Raw genomic sequence first — 25,958 nt, forward strand, 5'->3', positions numbered from 1 at the left:
ATGCCATTTCAAGTCATGCATTGTTTTATTTTAGAATGATTCAATGAAAAGAAAGGAAAGGGCTAATATAACGCTGTCTGTTAGCCCTTCGCAATGATGTAGTCAATATATGTGTTTACGCATGTGACGGGAGATCGGTTTCATGTTACTTAATAATATCCATCGGCCGCATCATGTCATAATCCTCGTGCTCTAATATATGACAATGCCACACATACCTGCCGCTGTATGGAACAAAGCGAGCGATGATCCGAATGACTTCACCGGCATGCGCTTGAATGGTGTCCTTGTAGCCTTGTTCATGTAAGGGAGGTGCTTCGTTTGGTCCTGTATATACAATGTCCCCTGTCGATTGATAGACCTCAGTATCAAATGGTCTTCTGTCTATCACTCTGAATTGAACAAGGTGTAAATGAATAGGATGTGTGACTCTTGTTGGATTGACGATAGACCAAACCTCCACACTGCCAAGACGAGGATTTTCCGTGACAGGGTCATTCCAAAATTGGTTATCTAGCAATAAAATGGGGCGGCCGTATTTATCCTGTGTGCCGCTAAGTGTGAGCGTACGTTCTTTATCAGCTCGACTAGGACGAAGCGGTGGAAGCGGTTTGAAAATAGGCCGTAATGTTTTAGGTGCTCTCCCTTTTAGCGGACGTGTGACTTTAAATTGCATGATGTTCGCATCTGTTTCAGGATTCACTTCCTGTCCGCAGCCGGCTTTATTTTTAAGGATGATCGTTTTGTTTTCATAAGCTGAAAAATCGATGATGACATCAAATCGCTCAGCAGGAGCAATGCTAAAGGATTGATGGTGAACAGGTCTTGGTAAAAAGCCGCCATCAGATCCAATTTGCAAAATCGTCGCATCGTTGTCTAGATGCAGCTCGTAAGTTCTTGTATTGGACGCATTTAAAATACGAAAACGGTATTTTCGCGGCTCTACTTCTAAATACGGCCATACTTTTCCATTGACCAAAATGGTTTCTCCGCAAAAGAAGGGCACGATAGACGGATCTGGTATGTCACTGTCTTCTGGCGTGTTGTTTGGTCTGCTTGGATAAAACAGCGCGCCATCCTCCTGAAACGTACGGTCCATGATCATTAGCGGAATATCATACTCACCCTTCGGTAATTCTAGCGATTTTTCAAACGCATCTGAAATCAAATAAAATCCAGCTAATCCGGCGTACACATTTAATCGTGTCAATGCCATCGCATGATCGTGATACCACAATGTGCAGGCTTGCTGATGATTTGGGTATTCGTACACCTCTCGTTCAAAGAAGGGGCCGGTTGCTTCAAAGTCTCGTGAAAACCAAGCCTCTGGATAGCCGTCACTGCTTGCTGGTGTGACGCCGCCATGTAAATGAACGACGGTTTTGACTTCTGGTTCATCATGATGGCCTTCGTGAATGGTATGATCGACCGGTAGAAAATGCTTAAGTGGCAATTTGTTCATCCATTTCACTTTGACTTTTTCATTTCGATTCGCATGAATGGTTGGACCAGGCAAACTGCCATTATAGGTCCATAGCTTGGTTGGGGGCAGGTCTCTATGAACTTTTAGAAATACCTCCTCCATAGCGATTTCATAATACGTTTGTCTTGGGTTCTTTTTGACGGGCTTCGCAACTTCTGGAATTGGCAGCTCGTCAACAAATTTTTCTAGGTTCATGTTATCTAATCCTCACTTAAAATCCAATTTGATACAGTATAAGTGCGGACATCAAAATAGGTGAATAAAATAAAAAACCCGCTTTTCAGCGGGAGCATTACGGATGTTTATTTTCAAGCGCTGCATTTGCAGGCACTTTTTTATTCGGTTTAAAGAAGAAATAAGCGGCAAGCACACCGAAGGTAATGATACTCGTCAAAATGAGCTGCGGTCTCATTGATTCGATAAACAGCATTGATGCCAAGATGGCGCAAATGACCAAAATGGTAAAATACGTGAGGTATGGGAACAGCCACATTTTGATTTTGAGCTGTTCTGGATTGTCTTTTTCGATTTTACGGCGCATTCTTAATTGTGAAACAGCAATGACCAAGTAGACAAGAAGGGCAATCGCGCCGGATGCGTTGACTAAGAACAAAAAGATGGTTTCAGGATAAAAGTAGTTCATCATGACGGCAATGTAGGAAAAGAAGGTGCCTGCGACTGTAGCCGCTACAGGAACACCACGTTTGCTGATTTTCATAAAGCGTTTCGGTGCTTCGCCTCTTTCTGCCAATGAATAAAGCATTCTGGACGTTGTGTACAACCCAGAGTTTAAGCAAGATAGAACAGCTGTTAAAACAATGACGTTCATCACTTGAGCAGCCGATGGGACACCGATGTATTCTAATACCGCAACGAACGGGCTTGTTAAAATACTCGCTGAATTCCATGGAAGCAAGGTCACAACGACAGCGATGGAACCGACGTAGAACACGATGATACGCCATACAACAGAGCGGGTAGCTGTTGTCACAGACTTGACGGGGTCTGCTGATTCTCCGGCAGCTATTGCCACAATCTCGGTTCCCATGAAGGAAAAGATGACGACGACAATTCCGAGTAAAACAGAGCTGAATCCATTTGGAAGGAAACCGCCGTTCCCCGTTAAATTGGCAAGACCTACAGTATGATGACCACCAAAACCAAAGATAAATGCAAAACCGATGAGTAGAAAGAGAATAATGCTGACGACTTTTATTAATGAGAACCAATATTCAAATTCGCCAAAAGATTTAACAGAAAAGATATTTGTTAATGTTAAGAGGATAGTGAGGATAAGACTTGTGAGCCAAACAGGTGCATCTCCATACCAATACTGAATAATGGCAGCACCGGCAATGGCTTCGATCGCGATGACAATCACCCAGAAGAACCAATAAAGCCAGCCAATTGTAAAACCGGCCCATGGACCGATGGCATCGCTCGCATATTGTGAGAAGGATCCGCTTGTCGGATAGGCGCATGCCATTTCTCCAAGCATTCTCATAATAAAGATCACGAGAAGTCCTGCAAAAGAATAGGAAAGAATGGACCCAGGCCCTGCAGAATGAATGACAGCGCCGCTACCAACAAATAGCCCTGCGCCAATAACCCCAGCAATGGAGATCATTGAAATATGTCTTGTTTTCAGATTTTTTTGAAGACCGTTTGTCATGTTGGACATGTCTTTACCTCCAAACATTTCTCCTTATAGAGAATTTGTTTTTAGAATATTTTAAATTTTATCATACTGAATTGTCATTCAGCATTGGACAGGTTATCAAACTGACATTTCAAACCTCTTAACATGATGTTAAAAAGTATAAAGGATTTGAGAGATTATGTTCCCTCTTTTTCCTCTGTTCATTCTTAAAAATAGCATAAGATCGGATGGGGAGAAGTTGTGTCTCAAAATAAAATTATTCTGATAATTTCTCAGAAAGAGTGATATTGCCAATATGATCATCACAGAGTGAATTGGAAAAAGGTTGATGGGAGTAGGTCTTGAGGTCAATTGACCTTATAAAAATAAGTTTACTTAGGTCAACACATTTCTATGTATCCTATTTTGCTGACACAAGCGAATCATGTTGCTGTAGACCCACACGGGCTTTGCTTTGTAAGATAAATAATAGAAAAGTGATGTGTGAGGAGGCGCGGTTCGACATGGAGCGCTATAACGAATTAAGACAAGGTGAAACAGGTGCTTGGGTCAGCATCATTGCCTATGTGATCTTATCTGCGGTGAAACTTCTGATTGGGTATACGTTTCATTCAGAGGCTCTTTCGGCAGATGGATTGAATAATACGACGGATATTATTGCATCCCTTGCAGTGTTGATTGGATTGCGTATTTCTCAAAAGCCGCCTGATGAAGATCATCCATACGGTCATTTTAGAGCAGAGAATATTGCGTCACTTGTGGCGTCCTTTATTATGATGCTTGTTGGACTTCAGGTTCTGCTGAGTGCAGGCCAGTCGCTCTTCTCATCTAAGCATCAAACGCCCGATATGATCGCAGCTTGGACGGCAGCAGGAAGTGCTGCGGTGATGTATGGTGTGTATATTTACAACCGCAATCTGTCCAAACGGATCAATAGCCAAGCTCTTCATGCAGCAGCAGCTGATAATAAATCAGATGCGTATGTGAGTATCGGAACATTTGTAGGGATTATCGCCTCTCAATTTCAACTGGCATGGATTGATACGCTTGCAGCGTTTGTGATTGGCCTCATTATTTGTAAAACGGCGTGGGAGATTTTCAGAGATGCCTCTCATTCGTTAACGGACGGTTTTCATATAAAAGATATGTCCAAATATAAAGAGACCATTGAAGCAACACCTGGGGTGGGCGATTTGAAAGATATTAAGGCACGGTATCTCGGAAGTACGGTCCATGTGGATGTAGTAGTGGAGGTCGAGCCGCACTTGAACATTGCAGAAAGCCATGATATTGCAGATGAGATCGAACGTAGAATGAAGAAGGAACATGATATTTTACACTCTCATGTTCATATGGAGCCAGCAGGTGAGCCAAAAGAAGAGAAGAAGTCTTATCCATCGTGAGAAGGCTTCTTTTTTTCTACGTGTTGATGTTTTATGCTATTGCACGTTGTATGGTAAAGTTAGACTATATGAAATTTAACGGAAACGTGATAGGAGGATCAGGATGGCATTTGATGAACCGATGCATTCAGATTTACAAAAAATCGTAGATAACATCAATAAAGTCATGGTTGGGAAGAAAGACATTGCGATATTAAGCCTTGTTGCGATTTTGGCGAAGGGGCATGTGCTGCTAGAGGATGTGCCTGGTGTTGGGAAGACGATGATGGTTCGTGCTTTGGCAAAATCCATTGGCTGTGAGTTTAAGCGAATCCAATTTACTCCTGACCTTTTGCCTTCAGATGTAACAGGCGTGTCGATTTATAATAAAAAGACAAATGAATTTGAATTTAGGCAAGGACCGATTATGGGGCAGATTATTTTGGCTGATGAGATCAACCGGACCTCTCCCAAAACACAGTCGGCATTGCTCGAAGCGATGGAGGAAGGCAGTGTTACAGTGGACGGAGAAACAATGCTGCTTGCTGATCCTTTTTTCGTCATGGCTACGCAGAATCCAGTTGAATATGAAGGGACCTATCCACTGCCAGAAGCACAAATGGACCGGTTTTTATTCAAGCTGCAAATGGGGTATCCGACCATGCTGGAGGAGCTGGAGGTACTCAACTTGCAGGAAAAGCAGTCCCCGATTGATACGCTCCAAGCAGTCATGACAAAGGATCATATCCATGCGTTGCAGCAAGCGGTTCAGACTATTCATGTGGATGTATCCATTAAAGAATATATTGTTGAAATTGCACAAGCGACGCGGCAGCATCCATCTGTTTATTTAGGTGTGAGTCCAAGGGGATCGATCGCCCTCATGAAAGCGGCTCAGGCGTATGCCCTGTTGAATCGGCGCGATTATGTGATTCCTGATGATGTACAGTATTTAGCGCCATATACATTACCGCATCGTATGATTTTGACTTCAGAAGCGACGTATGAAGGGAAGAAGGCGGAGACACTGCTGCGACAAATGCTTGAGCAAATTGGCGTGCCAGTTCAAAAGTCGATGACTCAATGAAATTAGGTCATCGTTTCGCTTTTTCATTATGGTTACGGGTGATGATGCTCATCATCCTCACTGCGGCAGTCTTTTGTTATGCCATGTTTCAGGGAGGGTTTGTGAGCTGGTTCCTTTTTTATGCATTTTTACCATATACTTTGTATGCTTTGCTGTTTGCGCTCGTTCCGCTGAGAGTGACAGCGAAAAGGACTTTACAACAAACCCGCTTGAAGGCGGGAGACGTGCTGCCTGTTGATCTTGAAATTAAGCGGACAAATCTATTTCCATACGTTTACGTCTTGATTGAGGATGATCCGCCGGACACCTTTCGTTTACAGGAACAAATTGAAATGAAGCAAATGCTGTTTCCTTGGTTTCGGAAAACGTGGCGTTTTTCCTATCAATTGAATGATGTCATGCGCGGAGAACATCATTTGTCAGCAGTTCGAATCAAAACGGGTGATATGTTTGGTTTTGTGGAGAAAGAAGTCATCATTCCGTTAGAAAAAAAGCTGCTTGTTTATCCGAAAATGCTCGATCTTCAGGTGGAGTCTGCTGAGTCATTGAATGAAAATGGAGGCAAAGCGGTTCACTCGTGGTTAAATGAACCGACCCATGTGACAACAGGCGTAAGGGAATATCAGCAAGGAGATCGTTTTGCTTGGGTGGACTGGAAGACGACGGCTAGAAGGGGTCAGCTGATGACGAAGGAATTTGAACAGAATCAAACAAAGGATCTTGTCGTGTTTGCTGATTTTACCGATGAAGCAGTTTTTGAGACCGTCGTGTCTATTGTAGCATCTGTCCTACAATCGGCAGTGAAAAAAGGGGTGCCGTCAGGTCTTGTACCTCTAGGAGATCAGCATGCCTTTCGAGTGGATCAAGGAGAACTTCATTTGCAGGACATGCTTTATTATTTAACAAGAGTGCAGCATCACCCTTCTCGCGTACAAGAGTATAAGGCGTTAGCAGCGAGTGAGTATCAGCATTCTGGAAAATATGTCATCACGGGTCAGCTGCAGGAGGAGCTTGCTGCGAGCCTCTTTGGAAATCGAAACAGAAAGAACATCACTGTTCTTTTAGTGAAGAGAGCCGTGGATCGATTCACGACAAAAGAAAAACAGCTTGTAGACCGGCTTAGGGCATCTGGAATACGCATGACCGTTTTATTTGAAGACCGGCTGTACGAAAGAACTGTGAGGTGACAAACATTTATGCTGCATACGCATCAGCGGCAAAGCCGTTTTGAGTTGTTCATCTATTATGCTGTAGCATTTCTGCTGCTTTGGGAGTGGCTTCGACCGCTTCAAGATTTTACAGAGACGAGTCATACGTCTTATTTCATCATTTTTATAGGGCTTACATGTTTGTTTACATTCTTTCGTTTGAAATGGTATGTGACGTTTCCTATTTGTACTGGCTTGATTTTGCTCGCTTTATATTTGATCTTTTATCAAGCAGAGCCAAGCTATCCGGCTGCATTATTAGGTGATATTAAAGATAATATCACCTTGATGAGCACAGGCATGTGGAGTGACATGTACCCCTCCTTCCGCACATTATTGTTTTATATTTTGTTATGGCTGCTTGTCTACTTGCTTCATTATTGGGTGGTCTATCAGCAGCGTATCTTTTTCTTTTTACTCATGACGATTGTGTATGTCACGATTCTGGATACGTTTACGCCATATGATGCAACCTTTGCGATCGTTCGTATTATGGTATTTGGTTTTTGTCTGCTTGGGTTGCTGTATTTCGATCGACTGCGTTCGGCTGAAGGCATTCGGGTGACGCAGAAGGCGCGCCTAAAGTGGTTTTTGCCCATGCTGGCGCTCGTTCTTCTGTCAGCGACACTTGGTGCTTCTTTACCAAAGTCTGATCCGAAATGGCCTGATCCTGTCCCATTTTTTAAGGCGGTGACGAATCAAGATAGCTCTGCCGGACAGAATAAGGTGGGATATAGTACAGATGATTCGTCGCTTGGCGGACCGTTTAGTGAGGACCGCACACCGGTCTTTAAATGGAGCGGAAAAGAGCCGTCTTACTTTCGTGTTGAAACAAAAAGTATCTATACCGGAAAGGGCTGGGAGGATGCCTCAAATGATACGAAGCCTACGCGGCTAAAAGAGAACAGTGTGCGGAATCGTTGGTTTACCGAGCGTGTAAAAACAGAGGTGCACGAAACGAGAGTCGATATGGAATCAAACTATCGATTTAATCATGCCGTCTATCCGATTGGGACGATCATGCTGATGCCAATGGAAAACATTCCGCTGCAAATGATGGGGAAAACGGAGAAAATTGTCCCATCCATTCAAAATCCGCCGAAAAATTTAGGGAACTACCAAGTCAGCTTCTTATCGCCTACATTTATCCTTGAGGATTTGCAGAGCATCAAAGTACCGACGAAGCAGAAGGTCAATCAGGAGGTTGGCCGTGAATACTTGCAGCTTCCTTCCTCATTGCCAGAGCGAGTGAAAACATTGGCAAACAGCTTAACGGAAACGAAGGATAATATGTACGATAAGACCAAAGCGATTGAGGACTACTTAGGGTCAGCGAAATTTTCATATGAAACGCAAAATGTCGCTGTGCCTAGTCGTAATGAAGATTATGTGGATCAATTTTTATTTGATACGATGATCGGCTACTGTGATAATTTTTCATCCTCTATGATTGTGATGCTCCGTTCGATCGGGATTCCGGCGAGATGGGTGAAAGGGTACACGTCAGGTCAATTATATGAAACACAGATGGATGGAAACAATGTGTATGAAGTAACCAATAACAATGCGCATTCATGGGTAGAGGTGTATTTTCCAAATAGAGGCTGGGTGACCTTCGAACCGACAAAAGGGTTTACGAACCCAGAGACCTTTACAAATGAATCGGTTTCTAGCGATCAGACAGATGATAATCAAAAGGAAGAAGATCAGCCTAGCTCTAATACAAACGAAGATCAGCAGGCAGAACAGCCACAGCAGCAGGAGACAGAGCGACCGGTAGAACCAAAGAAACAAACAGCGCAAGCGAAGCCTAATATGGTACATGTTGGTTCAATCTTGGGTTTCGCGGCAGGAGCTATGATCCTTCTAGGCTTGATAAGCTGGCTGCTTTATCGATTCAGAGCAAGATGGCTGCCATTCTTTATTGTGAGAAAGGTGAAACGTCTGCCAGAGGAGGAAGCATTCTTTTATGCGTATGCTGCTCTATTAAAGCAGCTGAAGCGCAGGGGAATTGAGAAAAAACCTGGCATGACGCTAAGAGAATTTGCTTCTTTAATCGATGACAAGGATGGAGATCATCGCATGTCAGAGCTGACGCAGCTCTATGAGCGGGCGCTCTATCGACGAGAAGATGCATCGGCGCTTTGGCGGCAGTCGGCGAAGTTATGGGAAAATTTAATAAACAGGAGATAGTCTTGACCGCGTACCTTCCTGTTGTTAGAATAGGTGAATATTAAAACCTTCTAAAATACATGAAATTGAAGCGTTCGGATGTGAGTCTGGGCGCTTCAAAAGCGTGATTCACACTGAGAGCAGGTTTTCTCCTCTCATTTTTTCTGTGCGTTTATAAAAACTATATTGGACATAGAGGTGACACCATGACAAATTTAGTAAATGAAATGATTTTGGTTCTAGATTTCGGCAGTCAGTACAATCAGCTGATCACACGCCGTATTCGTGAATTTGGTGTGTACAGTGAGCTTCATCCGCACACTTTAACTGCTGAAGAAATTAAAGAAATGGCGCCTAAAGGAATCATCCTTTCTGGCGGACCAAACAGTGTTTATGATGAAGGATCTTTCCGCTGTGATGAAAAGATTTTTGATCTAGACATTCCGGTTCTAGGCATTTGCTACGGCATGCAGCTCATGACTCACTATTTAGGCGGGAAAGTAGAAGCGGCAAGCCAGCGTGAATACGGAAAAGCAGATATCCACATTAATGGAACGCCTGCTTTATTCAAAGACCTTCCGACTGATCAAGTCGTATGGATGAGCCATGGTGACCTTGTTGTTGAAGTACCAGAAGGCTTTACTGTTGATGCAACAAGTGCACATTGTCCAAACTCAGCGATGAGCTTAGCTGAGAAGAATTTCTATGGCGTTCAGTTCCACCCAGAGGTTCGTCACTCTGAGTACGGAAATGACCTATTGAAAAACTTTGTCTTCGGCGTGTGTGACTGCGATGGCAAATGGTCAATGGAGAACTTCATTGAAATCGAAATGCAGAAAATCCGTGAAACAGTAGGCGACAAACAAGTATTGTGCGCACTAAGCGGCGGTGTAGATTCATCTGTTGTGGCGGTATTGATCCACAAAGCAATCGGCGATCAGCTGACATGTATTTTCGTTGACCACGGTCTTCTTCGCAAAGGCGAAGCAGAAGGGGTTATGAAGACATTTAGCGAAGGTTTCAACATGAACGTGATTAAAGTAGATGCGAAAGATCGTTTCTTAAACAAGCTAAAAGGTGTGTCTGATCCTGAGCAAAAACGTAAAATCATCGGTAACGAATTCATCTATGTATTCGATGATGAATCGGACAAGCTAAAAGGAATCGACTACTTAGCACAAGGAACACTTTACACAGATATCATTGAGAGCGGAACAGCAACGGCACAAACAATCAAATCTCACCACAACGTAGGTGGTCTTCCAGAAGACATGCAGTTCGAATTGATTGAGCCACTCAATACGCTATTCAAGGATGAAGTCCGTGCCCTAGGTTCAGAGCTGGGTATTCCTGACGACATCGTCTGGAGACAGCCATTCCCAGGTCCAGGACTAGGTATCCGTGTACTAGGTGAAATTTCTGAAGAAAAACTAGAAATTGTCCGCGAATCGGATGCGATTCTACGCGAAGAAATTGCCAACTTCGGCCTTGATCGCGACATCTGGCAATACTTCACGGTACTCCCAGACATCCGCAGTGTAGGTGTTATGGGTGACGCAAGAACATACGACTACACAATCGGTATCCGTGCTGTTACTTCGATTGATGGGATGACGAGTGACTGGGCAAGAATCCCTTGGGATGTCCTTGAAAAGATCTCTACTCGTATCGTGAATGAAGTGAAGCATGTTAACCGCGTGGTGTATGATATTACGAGTAAGCCGCCTGCTACGATTGAGTGGGAATAGTTATAAAAGAGCTAGAAACCTTTGTGTATCAAGGGTTTTTAGCTCTTCTTTATTTTTAATTGCACTTTTTCCTTCCTTTTTAATGTGTTAATGAATCATTCCATCCCTTACACACATCAATCCATTGTGAATAACCGGAGTATTTTTCTAATTGTTTTATTGTTAGTTCAATCGCACTGTTACTGCTCCCGCAGGCTGGATAAACTGTCTCAAAACGTTTTAGTGAAATATCTAAATAAACAGAAACGCCATTCTTTATAGCAAAAGGACATACTCCGCCAATTTCATGACCGACCAAGTCAACGACCTCATGAGGAGGCAGCATTTTAGCTTTTGTTTTAAAATATTCCTTGAATTTTTTGTTATCAACTTTTGCATCGCCAGAGGTCACAACTAAAATAGCTTGTCCATTTACTAGAAAGGAGAGTGTTTTTGCGATTCTTTCAGGTTCGCAGCCTAATGCAGAAGCAGCCAAGTCTACGGTTGCACTAGATACTGAAAATTCCTGAATTCGAGTATCCATATCATATTGTTTAAAATAATCTTTTACTTTCTTGATCGACATGATGATTTCTCCTTTTTATTAGTATTGATTTGAAGTTTGCTCGACTTTATTATTTAAACGATATTGATGTGGTGTTAGGTGAAACTTTCTCTTAAATAAACGAATGAAATGCTCTACATTTTGATAACCAACAGCTGTCGCAATATCATCTATTTTTAAATCACTACCAGTGATCATTTCGCAGGCTTTTTCCAATCTTATTTCTTGTCGAATTTCACTAAATGATTTGCCAAGTTTATGAGCTATATATTTAGACAGATAAGATTGTGAAAGGTTAAATTCCTCTGCCATCTCCTGGATTGTTATATGCTCACAACATTGCTGAATATATTGGAGCATTTGAATAATACGTATATCACTATATTGTTTGACCTGATTTACGTTCATATGACTTGGTTTGAATCTTAATAAGAGGCATAATAATATCTCAAACAAATTATTCATAATCAATTGGTAACTAGGAAACCGATTATAATTTTCTGTAAATAGTTGAAGAGAGCAGTCTAGCAAATTTTTATCCAAGCGACTATGGAAAATAAGAATATTTTTATTTTCTTTTATATACAATGCATTCAAAAAGAACTCTGAAATGACATGATTGCCTTTTAACATTTTAAAAAACACTTTTTGAAAAGTACTTTTACGGATCATGATTTGGATTGCGATTGTATTCTCCATGACAATTGGCTTGTGTATTGTATCAGGTGGAATAAAGGCAATATCTCCTGATTTTAAAGTCATTTTTTTATCTTCCACTTCTAAATACATCTCATTTTCCAGAACATAGATCATCTCAAAGAAATCATGGATAGCCGACAATGGAGGCATAAAACGGCTATACTTTCTCACTTCGATATCTTTCTCCTGACCTAACCACATGGTATCCTCTTTTTCAAATTCGTTCTGCCCTTTAAGCAAAAATTCTTCTATATATATTTGCTTATGCATGAAAGTGTTTTGATCATAATCCTTCAAAAATAATTGCAATGATTGATTGTCATGCTTTTTCTGTTGGTATTGTTGATAAAAGATTTCTTGCTCGTTATATTCTCTTAAATATTGCATCGCTTCATGTTTTTCAAGTTTATCTTTTTCCATCTACATCCAAACCTCTAGTCTATTTACTGCAACCACCAGGGCTTTCACTGTTGCTTCAATAATATCTTGATCAATTCCAGCACCCCAATGCATTTTTCCTTGATATGAAATACCAATCTGTGCACAGGCTTTTGCTTGAGAATCCTTGCCCAAAGAATTCTGCTCATAGACTTCCAAAACATACTCGAGATTAAAGTAAGCTTTTAACGCATGACTGATTGCATCTAAACTTCCAGTGCCAGTTCCTTGTATTTCAATTTGTTGATGATCTCTCAGCAAAGTTAAGGTGACTTCCTGCTTCTCTCCTTTATGAAATTGATAATCAAGCACCTGGAAATGAGGGTGAAAATCAACATACTGTTCTTCAAATACATGATATATTTCTTCGACAGACAATTCCCTATTTGTCTGATCAGATACTTTCTTCGCTTCATATCCCATGGCTTCATTCATTTGATAAGGAAGTTGAATGCCATAATTTGTTTCTAGTATATAGCCTATGCCGCCTTTTCCAGACTGGCTATTGATTCGAATCACATCCGTTTGATAATTCCTCCCCAAGTCAACTGGATCTACTGGGATATACGGAACGTCCCATTTATCAACATGATTTTCCTTTCTATATTTCATACCTTTAGATATAGCATCTTGATGTGACCCAGAGAATGCGGTGAAAACCATCTCGCCAGAATATGGCTGTCTCTCATGAACAGTAATTTTGGTTAGTTTTTCATATTTTTTCCGAATCGCTTCTAGGTTATTGAAATTCAATTTTGGATTATAACCTTGTGAATACATATTCATTGCCAAGGTAATCAAGTCTACGTTCCCTGTACGTTCACCGATACCAAATAATGTACCTTCGACTCTTTCTGCGCCAGCCAGAACACCAAATTCTGCATCACTCACCCCAGAGCCGCGGTCATTATGAGGATGAACAGATAATGTCACACTGTCTCGGTAAGACAGATTTTTGTGTATATACTCAATCTGACTTGCAAAGATATGAGGCATTGAATATTCAACTGTTGTCGGAATATTGATGATTGCTTTATGAGTTGGTGTCGGTTTCCAAATATCTAAAACACTATTACAAATATCTAACGCATAATCAACTTCAGTTCCTGGAAAGCTTTCTGGACTATATTGAAAATAAATATCACTATTTGTTTTTTCGGCAAGTTCTTTTACTAAAATAGCTCCATCAATGGCAATTTGTTTAATTTCATCTTTTGTTTTCTTAAATACCTGTCTGCGCTGCGCTTCTGAAGTCGAATTATATAAATGAACAATCGCTTTCGGTACCCCCTTAATGGCTTCGAAGGTTCGGCGGATAATATGCTCTCTCGCTTGCGTGATCACCATAATCGTTACATCGTCTGGAATCATATGATGATCAATCAGTGTCCGTAATAGCCTAAACTCCGTATCGGAAGCAGCTGGAAATGCGATTTCAATTTCTTTAAAACCTATCTCTACTAGTAACTGAAACATTTCCAATTTTTCTTCTAAGTTCATAGGAATAGGTAATGCTTGATTTCCATCCCGTAAATCCACACTGCACCATATCGGAGCACTTTCTAATGTTTCTTTCTTCACCCAATCATAAGTAAGGTTCGGTGGCAAAAAGTATTTCTTTTCGTATTTTTTGTGGTTAAACATCATCGGTTCCTCCTGTAATTGGAATATAAAAAAAGCCTATCATCTCCAAGATTTAACTTGGAGACGAAAGACTTCATCTTACGCGGTACCACCCCTGTTTCATGATAACCATACATTATCATGCCCTTATTCGGATACAGATTGTTATATCTTATATCCTTCCCATATAACGGTGGGGTGCCGACCTTAACTACATCAATCCTTTTCACTTCACTAAGGCTACTCTAAGGCGAGTTCCCTGCCTTCTTGTTATTGCTTCTCATCAACCAGCAACTTTCTGAAAACATTTCGGCAAGTACTATTCCTTATCATCGCATTCTAATTTTTTTGATTTTTTCTATTATACCAAGATGACAAAAAAGAGATAGTGGTAGGGATATCTTTTTCAATTGATTTTTTTTGTCCTATTGGTGTCTTATCTTCATTTTCAATTTTATTTATTTTACTTCTGTTTTAATGTGGTAGCCTCTTCAACAAATAAAAATCCGAGGCCACAAATAAAGGTGAGTGAATTAATAGCGAACAATAAAATCGTACCAATTTTTTTCATGGCAATCAACCTCCTCTTAAATTCAGTCTGCTAGCCTTCGAAATTTAAATTCACTGGTTCATCCTCTAAATGATCCACAGTATTTTGTTCTGTCACTGGCACACTTTCATCTGCAATTTTAAAACTAAGTTCGTCCATCCAAATTTGACCTGGACCTTGTAGTAATATGCCAAACGCAATGACTTCACTTTTTACTGGAACATCTAGTACGACACTAAAATGATTCCATCCATTTGTTCCTGTAATAGGACGGTTCATCATATTGTCAAACGCAAGAATTTCACCTGAAGAATGGTCTATCCTCATCCATAAACCAGCGGAGCCTTTCACATCTTCGCTTTTAACAAAAGCAGAAAATTGAAGACGTTCCCCTCTGTAACGCTCAGATTTAATTTGCTGCATCAATGTTGCGAAACCTCCAGCTTTTTCATCTTTTGATTTCAAATAAGCGGAGTTAGTCCCACTGTGTACAATTCTGTTATCCAAACCTGTTTCATAGTCAGATGGGGTATCCCCCGTCATAATCCAGCCAGTAGGTGTGTTCTGATTCTTAGCCATATTTGTTTCCTCCTCATTAATCACATTCCTTAATAATTTCCGATAACGTGCGGGTGACATGTCATATGTCTTTTTAAAGGCTCTAGTGAAGGATTCCTGTGAACTAAATCGATACTGCAATGCGATGTCAATCGCCCTTTGGTCTGTATGAATTAAATCCTTCGCCGCTTGGGTCATCCGTCGTTCCCTTATATAATCAACCACTGACTTCTTAATCACTTTTTTGAACATACGGTGAAAGTGAAACCTAGAATAACCAGCGTGTTTCGCTAGAGTTTGAAGCGGTAAATCGTCTTTCAGATGTTGTTCAATATAATGTAATGTTTCTTGAATCGTTTTTTCATGTTCTTGATAGGACAACCGAGCACCTCCTTGCCTTACGAGTTTAGTATAGCGGAAATCATCTTTTAGAAACTTGACTTTTTGTGCTATGTTGCAATATCAAAGAACAGAGGGACAAGCATTTTAAGAAATAAATAAGGAAACTTTCTGTTAGAGAAATTTAATGATTATTTGTGGAAGGCTATTAATAAATAAACAATTAGCATAAATGATCAAAAAAAGGTAAGGGAAGTAATAAAATAAAATGAAGGGTTTGTAAAAATAGTGATTCCTGAAGGGAAATATGCAGAATTTAAAGTGAGTGGCTCTCATGAAATGGCGCAAAACACTAGAAGATATATCTATGGTAGCTGGCTTCCAAATTCTAATTATGAAAGAACGAGTGGACCAGATTTTGAAATAACAGATGTCTTACATTCGAATGGCCCGAACGATATCAAAATGAAAATCTATATTCCTATCGAGGAATAAGGGGGATTAAGAGATGATAATAGAAAGTCTTTTTGGCACTTTTCCTGTAGTTGCGTCAAAGAATGTATTGTTAAAAAAGGTGGAAGAGCGTCATTTGCCAGAGTTATTTTCAATTTACGACAATGACACAGTCTTTCAGTATTGTGGGATCATTCCCAAACATAATCTCCAAACGGTAAAAAAAATGATTGGACATTTCGAACGGGATTATACGAAGAAAAGCAGAGTGAAATGGGGAATCTTTCAAAAGGATAATCCTCATACGCTAGTTGGTATCATCGAAACAATGGACCTCAATCAAAAAGTGAATGCGGTGACGATTGGCTATTTCTTTGCGGAGGAACATTGGGGCAAAGGCATCGCAACAGAAGCTGTCTCTACACTATTGAAATTTCTGTTTGAAGAGATTGATGCCAATAGAATTCAAGCGGAGGTGATGCCGGCAAATGAGGTATCAAAAAAAGTCCTTTTGAAAAATGGTTTTATCAAAGAAGGACTGCTTAGACAAGCTGTTTTATGGTCAGGCAAAGGAGTTGTTGATTTAGAAATATACAGCATGCTGAAAGAGGATTATATGCATGATGAATAAGCTAGATCACATGATGCTGATATGGCGTTTAGGATATCGGCTTTTTGTTACGATCTCATTTTTCTGTATTTCGGAATTCCTTTTAGAAAATAAAAAAGCGAACACTGAGCTCGCTCCTTAAGGTTTATTTCATTTCGTTTGAAAATCGAATTTGTCTATCTTTTAGTTCATCATAAAATGTGAAGTGTTGTAACTCTAATTCTTCACAGACTTTTTTGATGATCCATTTGCCTCGTTCTTCAATCCTAAGATTTACTTTATGTAGGTACTCACTTAATTCTTGTTCATTTTGAGGTTTTAAATGATTGTAATTTCCTATGCTATCAAAATGACCTTTCCAAAATTCACTCACTGTCCATTCTTCATCATTATTCACATAAGGTTGAAGAAAATATCGTTCGACGAACTGTTTCCAACATCCTAATGGTTGAAAGAATTCAAAAAGTGAATACATCGTCACATCCCAATAATCTTGAGAAAATAAATAACGGCCCGAATTCATCCAATGTGGTAATACGGTGAAATTTCCAATGTAGTGGGTGGCAGTAGCGAATTTTTCAAAATCATGGTTGAGATGATTATCAGAAGTTAGTTTTTTAGAATGATTGAAAGTCGTAATGAACGAATTCATTGTTTCTCCACGGAGCAAATTGTGACGATCTAAAGAAAGCTGTGATTTAGGCTTTGGCTCATAATCAGTACTCCAAAGTAATTGATAAATATAAAAAGGTTCTTTATCACAGTCAGCTTTGCGACCAGCTTTTTTGGTGACATTACAAATTCCAATTTCTTTGAGTTTACGACTTTTATAATCTAATATTAACTCAATAGATGATTTATCTTTTGGTATCGGTTCTTTGATATAACTTTGTTTAAAATCCCATTCCCAAGGCTTTATTTCAAGTCCTTCGCACTTTTGAAACCATTCTATTATCCAAGTGTGCTCCTTCATTTCTTTTCTTTCCTCCTGTTCTACCCATCTACCATGATTGAAAATTCAATTTAGCATTCTTAATTTTCTCCACAACACCACCGAAATAACAAGCAAGATGATACATTGAATCGAAAGTAAAAGCATTTGCATTGCCACAGGCGTTTGCCCACTTGTCATTTGATCCACGATATTATGCACCGCATGCCATATGATCACCCATTGCAGGCTGCCAGTGAGCGCCACGATTTCAGCCGCAACAAATCCAAATAAAAAGGCGAATAGGATTTGTGCCACTGTTAAGGTCATGCTTTTTCCGCTTAATAGATTAGCAGAATGACCGAGACCGAATAATATGGCGGAGCCCCAAATGGCGGTGCTCAAGTTGATCCGTTTTAAATATTGGAACAGAATGCCGCGAAAAATACCTTCTTCAAAAATACCGACACACACCATGAAGAAACAAAGTGCCATAAAGGATGACAGGGAGATGTCCTTGTTTAGTCCTGCGATAAATGGGACAGCTTCTATGAAAAGAAGTGGAAATATCCACAAGCCAAGAGTCCCTTTTCGAAACCCGATCTCTTTGAAGTGAAAGCGGCTTTTTTGAATGATCAATAGAAGAAAAAGACAGCCAGCTAGCATGGCACAGCCATTGATGATATAAATGCTCGTTGGATCAGTTACTTCTTTGATGGATATATAAACACCTGCACTCGTTGGGATGATTAAAGAAAACAGCAGTAAAAAAATGACGTTTCGAATGATTGTAATAGGTTTCATTGATTGATTCCTCCTCTAACGTCAGAGTAGTGGAATCAATGAGGAGCTTCAAATAAATCTCCCTAACATGTAGATTTTCGACCCTAAGATGCACATTATGATGATGTTGGGTTCTTTCTTTGATGTAACATCTCATTAATTTCCGCAGCGGTAGCTTGATCTTTTTTATACAATAGATACTTGATCAAAAAGAATAAAGCCATGACCACAAGGAAATTCACGATGAACGAAAGGAGACTGATTTCACCGCTGACGATGATGATGGTTGTCATAATCATACACATCACAAGGACGATATATAAGATTTGTTGAAAAAGAATCCGTTTGTGGCTGTACGTTTGTTTTGGGTACAACAAAAAGGTAAGTGCGCTTGAAATAAAGGAACTGCCAATGATCGCTTGTAAAATGTAGATGGGCATCGATCCAAAAGTGAAACAGTAAATCAACACGAGGGCAGTAAAGATCATACAAAATGTGATCAAAAGGTTTATGATGTAACGTCTCATCCTGTTCACTTCCTCCGTAATCCAAGCTTCTCTTTTAATTTTTGAATATAAAAGCGTGAAATCATTACCTTTTCTCCATTCATAAGGCTTGCTTCAAAACGGCCACTCGTTTTAGGAGAAATAGCGGCGATCTGATCAATATTAAGAATCATCGATTTAGATACCCTCAAATAATCATGCGCCTCAAGTTGCTCTTCGAGTTCAAATAACTTTTCTTTTATGAGAAACACCCCATCTGTCGTATACAAAAACGATCTTTTATCGACGCTTTCTATATATAAAACCTCGTGATAATAGACCTTCTTCACTCTTTCTTTCGTGGGCTCTTGCGCTAGGAAATAGGGTGATGATTGCTCCACTTGTTGAACTAGCTTTTCAATAGTAGGATTTAGTTCATAAATGTGAAAAGAAACATACTCTGATTGCGGCTTTTGGATGAAATGAATATCCGTTTTCATTTGTTTCTCCTCTGTCTATTAGGATTTTTCGTAATCTCTCTTTAAAATCGAATACATATACACATCATCAAACCCCTTTTGTCCCAATTCATACTCTCTCAATAATCCCTCTCTCACAAAATCAACCTTCTCCAATAATTGAACAGACGACGTATTTTTAGGATCAATAATTGCTTCAATTCGATTCAGATTCATCTCCTGAAATCCATACCGTAACACCGCAGCAATCGCTTCGCTCATGATGCCTTTTCTCCAATGATCGTGGTGTAATTCATAGCCAATTTCGGTACGGTAGTGCTGTTTTTCTAGATTGAGAAAGCCGCAGCTGCCGATGATCGCAGGATCTTCTTTTAAAGAAATGCCCCACCGGATGCCTGTTTGTTCTTTGAAGATATTGTCATACCACTTGATTTCTCCTTTTGTGTCTTCGATGGATTCATGAGCATCAATGCTCATATAGCGGCACACGGTTTCATTGGATAAATAGATATGCATATCCTCAGCGACTTCGATCGTTGCTTGTTTTAAGATTAGTCTTTCGGTATGTATAGTTGGAAATGATTGTGGAAAGTTGATTTTTTTCATTTGATTATCCTCCATGCGATGACTTTTGTTCTGTACATGCCTGACAATAAAAAACCCCTTCATTCCTTAGCCAAGCCTTCACTTCTGTCATTCCTCGTCTTTTTGGGTAGATCAGCTTGACGTACACTTCTTCGTTTCCTTCTATTTTTTTCTGACAGCTAGCACAAGTGGGTTCTTCGAATTGAAACAATCAATATCCTCCTTTTTGTAGATATTTCTTCCATTATATCAAATATCCAACTTGTTCTTTCGACTCTAGTCTTCACTTTCTCTATTTTTATCCGACATATGCTAAGTAAAAGAAATTTCCGTTTGTTGAAACCGTTTGAGAGAAAGCGTGCTCTAACAGGTGTAGGAGGTGTGAGTGAGATGAAGCAAGTGCGTCTAATTAAAAAAGCACAAAAAGGGAATGTCCCGGCATTTGAGAAATTAATGCTGATGTATCAGGAGCGTTTATATAAAACGGCTTTTCTCTACACAAGAAATAAAGAGGATTCGTTAGATGCTGTTCAGGAGACGGTATTTAAAGCGTTTAAGCATCTATCTGGCTTGAAAGAACCAGCTTATTTTTCTAGCTGGCTGACTCGGATTTTGATCAATACGATTTTTGCGATGAAGAAAAAGCAGCAAGATGTTGTGCCGTTTGAACAGCAGCACGAAAGCGTTCAGCGGAATGATTTTTTGGAAGACAAGTTAGATTTAAAACATGCACTTGATGTGTTAGACGAGCAATACCAGATTGTGATTCAGCTATTTTATTTTCAAGATTATTCGATTTCAATGATTTCTCAGCAGATGGGCATGCCTGAAGGAACGGTCAAAACTCATTTGTATCGAGCAAGAAAGTTATTAAAGCAAACGTTGGAAAAGGAGGAGAGTGTCGATGGAACGAAAAGAAATGAAAAAGCTTTATGATGAGATTGAAGTACCAAAGGTTGAAGTAACCTCTGCAATTTGCCAAGCAATAGGAGATGTGAAAGCGGAAAAGAAAAGACGTTGGTTCACATGGAATTGGAGAACACCAATATACTCTGTCATCGTACTGATCGTCCTTTATTTGTCATCAGGCTTCCTTTTTCCTTCTCTTAATACAGCGATGGCACGTGTCCCGATTATTGGACAGTTTTATATGATGTTTCACGATAAAGTAGGAATGTCTCTTTTTCAGAGTGATTTGGTGAAGCATGTCAATGAGGGGGCTGAATCAAGAGGGGTTACTGTGAAAGTAAACAGTGTGTACTATGATGCCGGGCGGCTTGTTTATACGTTTACTGTGGAGAATTTCTATACAAAAGAAGATGTTGTATCGTTTAGAGTGAATCCAGAAAAAATCGATGGAAACTTTCAACTGAATTTTGATAAAACAGAGTTGAAAAAATTAAAAGATGGCCGCTATGTTGGGCAGACGGAAGTCTATACAAATGGACAAACGATCAAACAAGGTCAGCAAGTACCGCTTGTTATTTCGAAGATTGGGGATATTGTAGGAAATTGGCGCTTCAAGTTACCTGTGGTCAAGCAAAAAACCACTTTATTAGCGGGGCAAAAAGACGTGTCTATTTTAAATGGACGTTATCAAATAAGAAACGTAAAGGTAGAAAATGGAGTGAAGGGCTCTGCTATTCAATATGCCATTGATTACAATGGTTTTGCCAAAGATGATAGAGTTAGTATTGATGGAATGAAGGATAATTTAGGGAATGAGTATGAGCTTGAGATTGGAACCGTTTTAAGAAAAAAACAACTGACTTCTGACAAAACTAGAAAAGATCATTTGACGATTTTGAATCAACCGATTAATCCAAAGGCGACTGAATTGACATTTTACACGGATGTGAGAAACGAACGAGAATACAGCCACATTATTCCTCTTCAGACAAAGCTGCCTGTTCAGTTCAAAACAAAACACCATGGCATCGGAATCAAAATCAATAAGATAGAGCAAAAAGACCGTTCTGTGATTGTTGATTATCAATTTACTGGAGTAGATCAAAAAGAATTAGATCAGGATGTGATGGAGAATATAGGTGAATTCATTGGATTAGGCGATGTTGAAAAGATGAAATCATGGCCCGATCCACAAGCAGACTATGAAAGCGGATATTACTTGAAGGGGAACCATGCGAAGATGACGAATTTAAAGACAGCTTCTATGCAATCCACCTTTGATTTAGATGTGAAGGAGTTAGACACATTATCATTAAACCATTTTTCATTTAAGGATTATGGGCTTTATCTTGATTTGTCAGTTCTGAATACGTTGGCACCACACAAAGATATACTTGTAACCATTCCAGTCAAAAAAGAAACATCAAAAGCTAGTCGATAAATAAGAGAGCGAACATGATTACACATGTTCGCTTTTTGTCTGCTTTTGGACCAGCCGATTACGATGGAACGAGTACCGAATCAACATGAATGCGACAAAACTGGCTAAACCGCCAATCCAGCTTAAGTTCGTGACATTTGTATATTGTATAATCACACCGCCCATTGACGATCCGAGCATCATGCCGATGTTCATTATCGCTGTATTAAAGCTCAGCACGGTTTCTGATGCTTGGGGTTTTAGAGAGATGAGGTAAAACTGCTTCGCCGGAGTTGTCGTCCATGTAGCGATGCCCCATATGGCAAGCGTAATCAAGATACTTATTGTAGAGAATTGCGTAAAAAATAAAGCAAAGAGAGCTAGCATCTGGATCATGATGCTGATCGAGATGGTTCGGTTTGGTCCCCATTGATCAACGGCGAAGCCGCCAAATCGTGAGCCTATAAAAGCAGCGATTCCTAAAATGAGTAAGGCGATACTTGTCATTTCAAGAGAAAAGCCAGCGGTCTGTCGTAATAAAGGCGAGATATAGGCGAATACCATTGTGTAGCCTAAGATCCAAAAGACGGTCGTGGCTAATCCGCTGATCACCCTGCGATCTTGAAGGAGATGTAATTGCTGCTTCAATGGCAGATGTGAATGTCCTTCCATGCGTGGAAGTAATTGATAAAGCAGTAGTAAAAGACAAGCAGTACCTAGTGCAATGATGAGAAAAATATAGTGCCAATCCACATGACCTGATAGAAATGTGCCAATAGGGACACCAAGTACGAGTGAAACGGTAAAACCAGTAATGACCGTTGCCATCGCACTTCCCTTTTTTTCTGGAGGGGCGATCTGCGCTGCATAATTCGTGGCGACGACAATATATAAGCCGCCACTCATCGCCATGATGACTCGGGATAGCAGGAGCAGCACAAAGTGATGGCTAAAAAAGGCGACCACATTGCCTAAAATAAACACAAAAATACCAGCTAACAGAACCTTTTTTCGGTTCAATCTCGATGTTGCCATGACTAAAAAGAGAGCACCTACTGCATAAAAGAGAGAGTACACGGTGATAAGCTGTCCGGCAGCAGGAATAGAGATATTTAAATCAACAGCAATCATATCTAGAATGCCTGACACGACGAATTCTGACGTGCCTGTGACGAATGAACCGACAGCTAAAAGAATAATCAATAGCTGATGTGATGTGTTTTTCATTTTTGAACCCTTCCTTCAATTTGATACGTTGTTTTTAGTTTAAATTCCGTGCTAACATAAGTAAAATTGATGTTTTTCATGAAGGAGATGAGTGAATACTCATGAGCTTTGTTCGCTTTGATATTATTGCAAAAGTGGTCGAGCTTGGCAGTTTTACCGCAGCAGCTGAAGCATTAAATATGACGCAGTCCGCGGTGAGTCATGCGGTGGCGAGTTTAGAAACGGAGTGGGGGGTGTCCTTATTCATTCGTGATCGAAAAAAGGGCATCATGCTGACAGATATCGGTCAAACGCTTCTCCCGCATATTAGAGAAGTGTTAAATAGGGTCGAGAAGATCCAGCAGGAAATTGCGTTAACGAAAAATATCGAAACGGGCTTGATTCGTATCGGAACTTTTGCCAGTGCATCAGCTTGTTTATTACCTAAGCTGCTTGTGAGCTATCAGAAAAAGCATCCGAAAATCGAATTTAAATTTTATGAGGGAACGTATGAAGAAATATTGGAGTGGCTGGACTCTGGCATCATTGATGTTGGTTTTGTTGTGAAAGGCCATGCAGATGAAGCTTTTGACTTGCTGCCGCTGATCAAAGATGAGATGGTGGTCGCCTATCATCCAAATCATCGTTTTCACCAGCAGTCCATTGTAGACATCACAGATTTGGCGGATGAACCATTTATTATGCCGACTGGCATGTATCAATCACATGTAGAGGATATTTTTTCTGACGCTCAATTGAAGCCAGCTACTTTATTTGAAGTACACGATTGTACGACCATTGCTCGTATGGTTGGGGAAGGGCTTGGTGTCACGATAGGTCCTGAGCTGTTTTTAAAAACGCAGCAGCTTGTGCACATTCGTCAGTTGAATGTCTCTCATCATCGTGAGGTTGCGCTCGCCTGTCCGTCTCTCTCCCAAGCTTCTCCGGCAGTGAAAGAGTTTTTTCATGTAGCCGAGGCAGTTTTTGCAAAAGAGAAGGATTTGGAGAAGGGTGTATAAAGAACTAGATGTGATTTTCCAAATTCGTGTAATAAGACGAATGAAGCGGACATTTCTTTGAAAAATGTTCGCTTTTCGTATTGTGTTTTAAAAATGAAGTTGGTATTTGGTACAATAGACAAAGGAATCAAAAAGATGAAGGAAATATTGTTCAACGAACTGTTTCCAGCAGCCTAATGATTGAAAGAATTCAAGTCGTAACATCCCAATAAACTTTGAGAAAATAAATAACGGCCCGAATTCAACTAATGTGGTAATACGATGAAATTCCCAATATTAGCTAATTTTTCAAAATGGTTGATGTGAATATCAGAGGTTAGTATTTTAGAATCATTGAAAGTCGTAATTAACGAATTCCTTGTACAACCAGGTATTAATTTTTTTCAAAGTGATTGTGATGTAGCATTAGCTAGAAGTTTTAAATGTTTAAAAGATTATACCAATAACCGTTACTGCTCAACTAAAAATAAAAGTACAGCCGGCAAATGTTCTCCTAACATTGCTAAGCATTCAAGGCTCTATCATAAACATACAGGATGGTTCTCACCTAGTAAGTAAAGAAGGGGGGGTATTAGAATTTTGGGAGTTACGCTAATTATGGGTGTATTATTAATATTATCAATGTTTTTTTTAATTTTTTTGCTTTTAAAGAAGATTATAGATTTGAAATTAATCATTATAATAGGTATTCCTTTTTTAATAATAATAATTGTTTTTTCTATATTAATTTTTGTGAATTTCCATTCAGTTTCACTTGAAAATGAATCTTTAGGCAGTTTTAAAATTGGTGAAGAGATAGATAACAATGAACTCGAAAAAAATGATCAGTTTTCGTTTGAAAATGAAGTGGTATATTCCAAAAAAGGAAATGAAGATTTTTTAGTAACATCTAATAATAAGCAACAAATTATCTCTATTATTAATGAATCACAAAATGGAAATATTAAGACATCAAAAGGTATTAAGGTTAACGATACGTTTCAAGATGTAGTAAAGGCGTATGGGAAAGAATACAAAAATCTTTGGTTTGTAGAAGGGTATGAAACAGGTATTCAGTATCAAGATAAAGATGAACAGCTTCTCCTAGAATTTTTCTTTAATGAAGATAAATTGTACCGTATTGAATTAATTAAAAAGTGATGCGCTAAATTTTTGAAATAGTATAGCTTGATTTTTTTCCTGTTAGAAAGTTTATATTTTCTTGCTTTCTCTATGTTTCTTAGCAATTTCGAATATTTAGATAAGAAGTAACAAGAACTAGATGTGATTTTCCAAATTCGTGTAATAAGACGAATGAAGCGGACATTTCTTTGAAAAATGTTCGCTTTTCGTATTGTGTTTTAAAAATGAAGTTGGTACAATAGACACAGAAATCAAATAGATAGAAGTCGTATAATAGCGGGGATATGGCCCGCAAGTTTCTACCAAGCTACCGTAAATAGCTTGACTACGTCAATTCACACTCGTTTGATATAAATCATGCATTGTTCTTGTTTTATGTCACCGTCTGAATTCACATATGTAGTCAAGCGTCCCAAAATTGTTGGGGCGTTTTTTATTTGACTTGTGAATGGGGCAGACTAAAGC

Annotated in this window: 23 protein-coding genes, 1 pseudogene, 1 riboswitch and 1 other annotated feature; of the genes and pseudogenes, 11 read left to right on the top strand and 13 right to left on the bottom strand. The window is 39.6% G+C overall.

The genetic code is table 11. The features are described 5' to 3' along the window. Positions 1–145: 145 nt before the first annotated feature. Both MHB83_RS08035 and gabP read right to left on the bottom strand, forming a co-directional pair. A complete protein-coding gene (locus MHB83_RS08035) occupies positions 146–1,678 on the bottom strand; it encodes a multicopper oxidase domain-containing protein (protein ID WP_050945680.1) in 1,533 nt (510 codons plus the stop codon). Between the two features lie 97 nt (positions 1,679–1,775). After that, positions 1,776–3,164 (bottom strand): GABA permease, encoded by a 1,389-nt coding sequence (gene gabP / locus MHB83_RS08040; protein WP_310026589.1) that lies wholly within the window; start codon positions 3,162–3,164, stop codon positions 1,776–1,778. A 482-nt stretch (positions 3,165–3,646) separates the two neighbouring features. Between gabP and MHB83_RS08045 the strand changes: the two genes are divergently transcribed. The 5 genes from MHB83_RS08045 (at position 3,647) to guaA (ending at position 10,740) form a co-directional block, all read left to right on the top strand. After that, the gene (locus MHB83_RS08045; RefSeq protein WP_226804720.1) at positions 3,647–4,546 is read left to right on the top strand and encodes a cation diffusion facilitator family transporter; all 900 of its coding nucleotides are present in this window, start codon (positions 3,647–3,649) and stop codon (positions 4,544–4,546) included. Between the two features lie 103 nt (positions 4,547–4,649). Further along, complete coding sequence (locus tag MHB83_RS08050; RefSeq protein ID WP_106029983.1) at positions 4,650–5,612, top strand: MoxR family ATPase; 963 nt, start codon at positions 4,650–4,652, stop codon at positions 5,610–5,612. A 101-nt stretch (positions 5,613–5,713) separates the two neighbouring features. Further along, a complete protein-coding gene (locus MHB83_RS08055; protein WP_327839992.1) occupies positions 5,714–6,799 on the top strand; it encodes a DUF58 domain-containing protein in 1,086 nt (361 codons plus the stop codon). Positions 6,800–6,808: 9 nt separating this feature from the next. Beyond that, positions 6,809–9,013 carry a transglutaminaseTgpA domain-containing protein gene (locus MHB83_RS08060; protein ID WP_342496792.1) on the top strand — a complete coding sequence of 735 codons (2,205 nt, stop codon included), beginning with the start codon at positions 6,809–6,811 and terminating at the stop codon, positions 9,011–9,013. 185 nt (positions 9,014–9,198) lie between these two features. After that, positions 9,199–10,740, top strand: a complete 1,542-nt coding sequence (gene guaA, locus MHB83_RS08065; protein WP_113386774.1) for a glutamine-hydrolyzing GMP synthase — start codon at positions 9,199–9,201, stop codon at positions 10,738–10,740. Positions 10,741–10,819: 79 nt separating this feature from the next. Here guaA and MHB83_RS08070 read toward each other — a convergent pair whose 3' ends face one another. From MHB83_RS08070 to MHB83_RS08085, 4 genes are all read right to left on the bottom strand, one after another. Then, a complete protein-coding gene (locus MHB83_RS08070; RefSeq protein WP_310026611.1) occupies positions 10,820–11,305 on the bottom strand; it encodes a YbaK/EbsC family protein in 486 nt (161 codons plus the stop codon). 18 nt (positions 11,306–11,323) lie between these two features. Continuing rightward, positions 11,324–12,403 carry an AraC family transcriptional regulator gene (locus MHB83_RS08075; protein WP_339206742.1) on the bottom strand — a complete coding sequence of 360 codons (1,080 nt, stop codon included), beginning with the start codon at positions 12,401–12,403 and terminating at the stop codon, positions 11,324–11,326. Next, positions 12,404–14,065: a 2-isopropylmalate synthase gene (locus tag MHB83_RS08080; protein ID WP_335356303.1), complete on the bottom strand. Its 1,662-nt coding sequence runs from the start codon at positions 14,063–14,065 to the stop codon at positions 12,404–12,406. A 56-nt stretch (positions 14,066–14,121) separates the two neighbouring features. Then, positions 14,122–14,386, bottom strand: a binding site (T-box leader). A gap of 259 nt (positions 14,387–14,645) precedes the next feature. Then, on the bottom strand, positions 14,646–15,533 hold the full coding sequence (locus tag MHB83_RS08085) for an AraC family transcriptional regulator (protein WP_335356304.1): 888 nt from the start codon (positions 15,531–15,533) through the stop codon (positions 14,646–14,648). A 225-nt stretch (positions 15,534–15,758) separates the two neighbouring features. Between MHB83_RS08085 and MHB83_RS08090 the strand changes: the two are divergent. Next, positions 15,759–15,986, top strand: a pseudogene (locus tag MHB83_RS08090) (effector binding domain-containing protein); the annotation flags it as partial. 13 nt (positions 15,987–15,999) lie between these two features. Then, positions 16,000–16,575 (top strand): GNAT family protein, encoded by a 576-nt coding sequence (locus MHB83_RS08095; protein WP_335356305.1) that lies wholly within the window; start codon positions 16,000–16,002, stop codon positions 16,573–16,575. Positions 16,576–16,699: 124 nt separating this feature from the next. Here MHB83_RS08095 and MHB83_RS08100 read toward each other — a convergent pair whose 3' ends face one another. From MHB83_RS08100 to MHB83_RS08125, 6 genes are all read right to left on the bottom strand, one after another. Further along, complete coding sequence (locus tag MHB83_RS08100) at positions 16,700–17,527, bottom strand: hypothetical protein (protein WP_335356306.1); 828 nt, start codon at positions 17,525–17,527, stop codon at positions 16,700–16,702. A gap of 45 nt (positions 17,528–17,572) precedes the next feature. Then, positions 17,573–18,289 carry a CPBP family intramembrane glutamic endopeptidase gene (locus MHB83_RS08105; protein ID WP_335356307.1) on the bottom strand — a complete coding sequence of 239 codons (717 nt, stop codon included), beginning with the start codon at positions 18,287–18,289 and terminating at the stop codon, positions 17,573–17,575. Positions 18,290–18,384: 95 nt separating this feature from the next. Further along, the gene (locus MHB83_RS08110) at positions 18,385–18,795 is read right to left on the bottom strand and encodes a hypothetical protein (RefSeq protein ID WP_310427687.1); all 411 of its coding nucleotides are present in this window, start codon (positions 18,793–18,795) and stop codon (positions 18,385–18,387) included. A 5-nt stretch (positions 18,796–18,800) separates the two neighbouring features. Beyond that, on the bottom strand, positions 18,801–19,253 hold the full coding sequence (locus MHB83_RS08115) for a LytTR family DNA-binding domain-containing protein (RefSeq protein WP_335356308.1): 453 nt from the start codon (positions 19,251–19,253) through the stop codon (positions 18,801–18,803). 18 nt (positions 19,254–19,271) lie between these two features. Then, entirely contained in the window at positions 19,272–19,838 is a 567-nt protein-coding gene (locus tag MHB83_RS08120; RefSeq protein ID WP_342496793.1) for a GNAT family N-acetyltransferase, read from the bottom strand. Positions 19,839–19,842: 4 nt separating this feature from the next. Continuing rightward, on the bottom strand, positions 19,843–20,028 hold the full coding sequence (locus MHB83_RS08125) for a Fe3+ hydroxamate ABC transporter substrate-binding protein (protein WP_335356310.1): 186 nt from the start codon (positions 20,026–20,028) through the stop codon (positions 19,843–19,845). 179 nt (positions 20,029–20,207) lie between these two features. On the opposite strand from MHB83_RS08125, the gene MHB83_RS08130 reads away from it, so the two are divergent. Beyond that, the gene (locus tag MHB83_RS08130) at positions 20,208–20,753 is read left to right on the top strand and encodes a sigma-70 family RNA polymerase sigma factor (RefSeq protein ID WP_342496794.1); all 546 of its coding nucleotides are present in this window, start codon (positions 20,208–20,210) and stop codon (positions 20,751–20,753) included. Next, positions 20,722–22,167: a DUF4179 domain-containing protein gene (locus MHB83_RS08135; RefSeq protein WP_226804734.1), complete on the top strand. Its 1,446-nt coding sequence runs from the start codon at positions 20,722–20,724 to the stop codon at positions 22,165–22,167. Before MHB83_RS08130 ends, MHB83_RS08135 begins: the two co-directional genes overlap by 32 nt. Before the next feature lie 18 nt (positions 22,168–22,185). Here MHB83_RS08135 and MHB83_RS08140 read toward each other — a convergent pair whose 3' ends face one another. Continuing rightward, the gene (locus tag MHB83_RS08140) at positions 22,186–23,373 is read right to left on the bottom strand and encodes an MFS transporter (protein ID WP_226804735.1); all 1,188 of its coding nucleotides are present in this window, start codon (positions 23,371–23,373) and stop codon (positions 22,186–22,188) included. 101 nt (positions 23,374–23,474) lie between these two features. On the opposite strand from MHB83_RS08140, the gene MHB83_RS08145 reads away from it, so the two are divergent. Then, a complete protein-coding gene (locus tag MHB83_RS08145; protein WP_226804736.1) occupies positions 23,475–24,371 on the top strand; it encodes a LysR family transcriptional regulator in 897 nt (298 codons plus the stop codon). A 597-nt stretch (positions 24,372–24,968) separates the two neighbouring features. Further along, entirely contained in the window at positions 24,969–25,511 is a 543-nt protein-coding gene (locus MHB83_RS08150) for a hypothetical protein (protein WP_111912132.1), read from the top strand. 228 nt (positions 25,512–25,739) lie between these two features. Next, positions 25,740–25,841, top strand: a riboswitch (purine riboswitch). Positions 25,842–25,958 lie beyond the last annotated feature (117 nt).

It is taken from the genome of Bacillus sp. FSL K6-3149, from assembly GCF_038630515.1.
Taxonomy (GTDB): domain Bacteria; phylum Bacillota; class Bacilli; order Bacillales; family Bacillaceae; genus Bacillus; species Bacillus pumilus.

Excerpts from the sequence above, each read along its gene's own strand:
- MHB83_RS08080 (WP_335356303.1), bottom strand. The coding sequence starts at position 14,065 with ATGTTTAACCACAAAAAATACGAAAAGAAATACTTTTTGCCACCGAAC.
- MHB83_RS08150 (WP_111912132.1), top strand. The coding sequence starts at position 24,969 with ATGGGTGTATTATTAATATTATCAATGTTTTTTTTAATTTTTTTGCTT.
- MHB83_RS08105 (WP_335356307.1), bottom strand. The coding sequence starts at position 18,289 with ATGAAACCTATTACAATCATTCGAAACGTCATTTTTTTACTGCTGTTT.
- MHB83_RS08035 (WP_050945680.1), bottom strand. The coding sequence starts at position 1,678 with ATGAACCTAGAAAAATTTGTTGACGAGCTGCCAATTCCAGAAGTTGCG.
- MHB83_RS08145 (WP_226804736.1), top strand. The coding sequence starts at position 23,475 with ATGAGCTTTGTTCGCTTTGATATTATTGCAAAAGTGGTCGAGCTTGGC.
- MHB83_RS08045 (WP_226804720.1), top strand. The coding sequence starts at position 3,647 with ATGGAGCGCTATAACGAATTAAGACAAGGTGAAACAGGTGCTTGGGTC.
- MHB83_RS08120 (WP_342496793.1), bottom strand. The coding sequence starts at position 19,838 with ATGAAAAAAATCAACTTTCCACAATCATTTCCAACTATACATACCGAA.
- gabP (WP_310026589.1), bottom strand. The coding sequence starts at position 3,164 with ATGTCCAACATGACAAACGGTCTTCAAAAAAATCTGAAAACAAGACAT.
- MHB83_RS08135 (WP_226804734.1), top strand. The coding sequence starts at position 20,722 with ATGGAACGAAAAGAAATGAAAAAGCTTTATGATGAGATTGAAGTACCA.
- MHB83_RS08115 (WP_335356308.1), bottom strand. The coding sequence starts at position 19,253 with ATGAAAACGGATATTCATTTCATCCAAAAGCCGCAATCAGAGTATGTT.
- MHB83_RS08110 (WP_310427687.1), bottom strand. The coding sequence starts at position 18,795 with ATGAGACGTTACATCATAAACCTTTTGATCACATTTTGTATGATCTTT.
- MHB83_RS08070 (WP_310026611.1), bottom strand. The coding sequence starts at position 11,305 with ATGTCGATCAAGAAAGTAAAAGATTATTTTAAACAATATGATATGGAT.
- MHB83_RS08050 (WP_106029983.1), top strand. The coding sequence starts at position 4,650 with ATGGCATTTGATGAACCGATGCATTCAGATTTACAAAAAATCGTAGAT.
- MHB83_RS08100 (WP_335356306.1), bottom strand. The coding sequence starts at position 17,527 with ATGAAGGAGCACACTTGGATAATAGAATGGTTTCAAAAGTGCGAAGGA.
- MHB83_RS08095 (WP_335356305.1), top strand. The coding sequence starts at position 16,000 with ATGATAATAGAAAGTCTTTTTGGCACTTTTCCTGTAGTTGCGTCAAAG.
- MHB83_RS08130 (WP_342496794.1), top strand. The coding sequence starts at position 20,208 with ATGAAGCAAGTGCGTCTAATTAAAAAAGCACAAAAAGGGAATGTCCCG.
- MHB83_RS08140 (WP_226804735.1), bottom strand. The coding sequence starts at position 23,373 with ATGAAAAACACATCACATCAGCTATTGATTATTCTTTTAGCTGTCGGT.
- MHB83_RS08060 (WP_342496792.1), top strand. The coding sequence starts at position 6,809 with ATGCTGCATACGCATCAGCGGCAAAGCCGTTTTGAGTTGTTCATCTAT.
- MHB83_RS08075 (WP_339206742.1), bottom strand. The coding sequence starts at position 12,403 with ATGGAAAAAGATAAACTTGAAAAACATGAAGCGATGCAATATTTAAGA.
- guaA (WP_113386774.1), top strand. The coding sequence starts at position 9,199 with ATGACAAATTTAGTAAATGAAATGATTTTGGTTCTAGATTTCGGCAGT.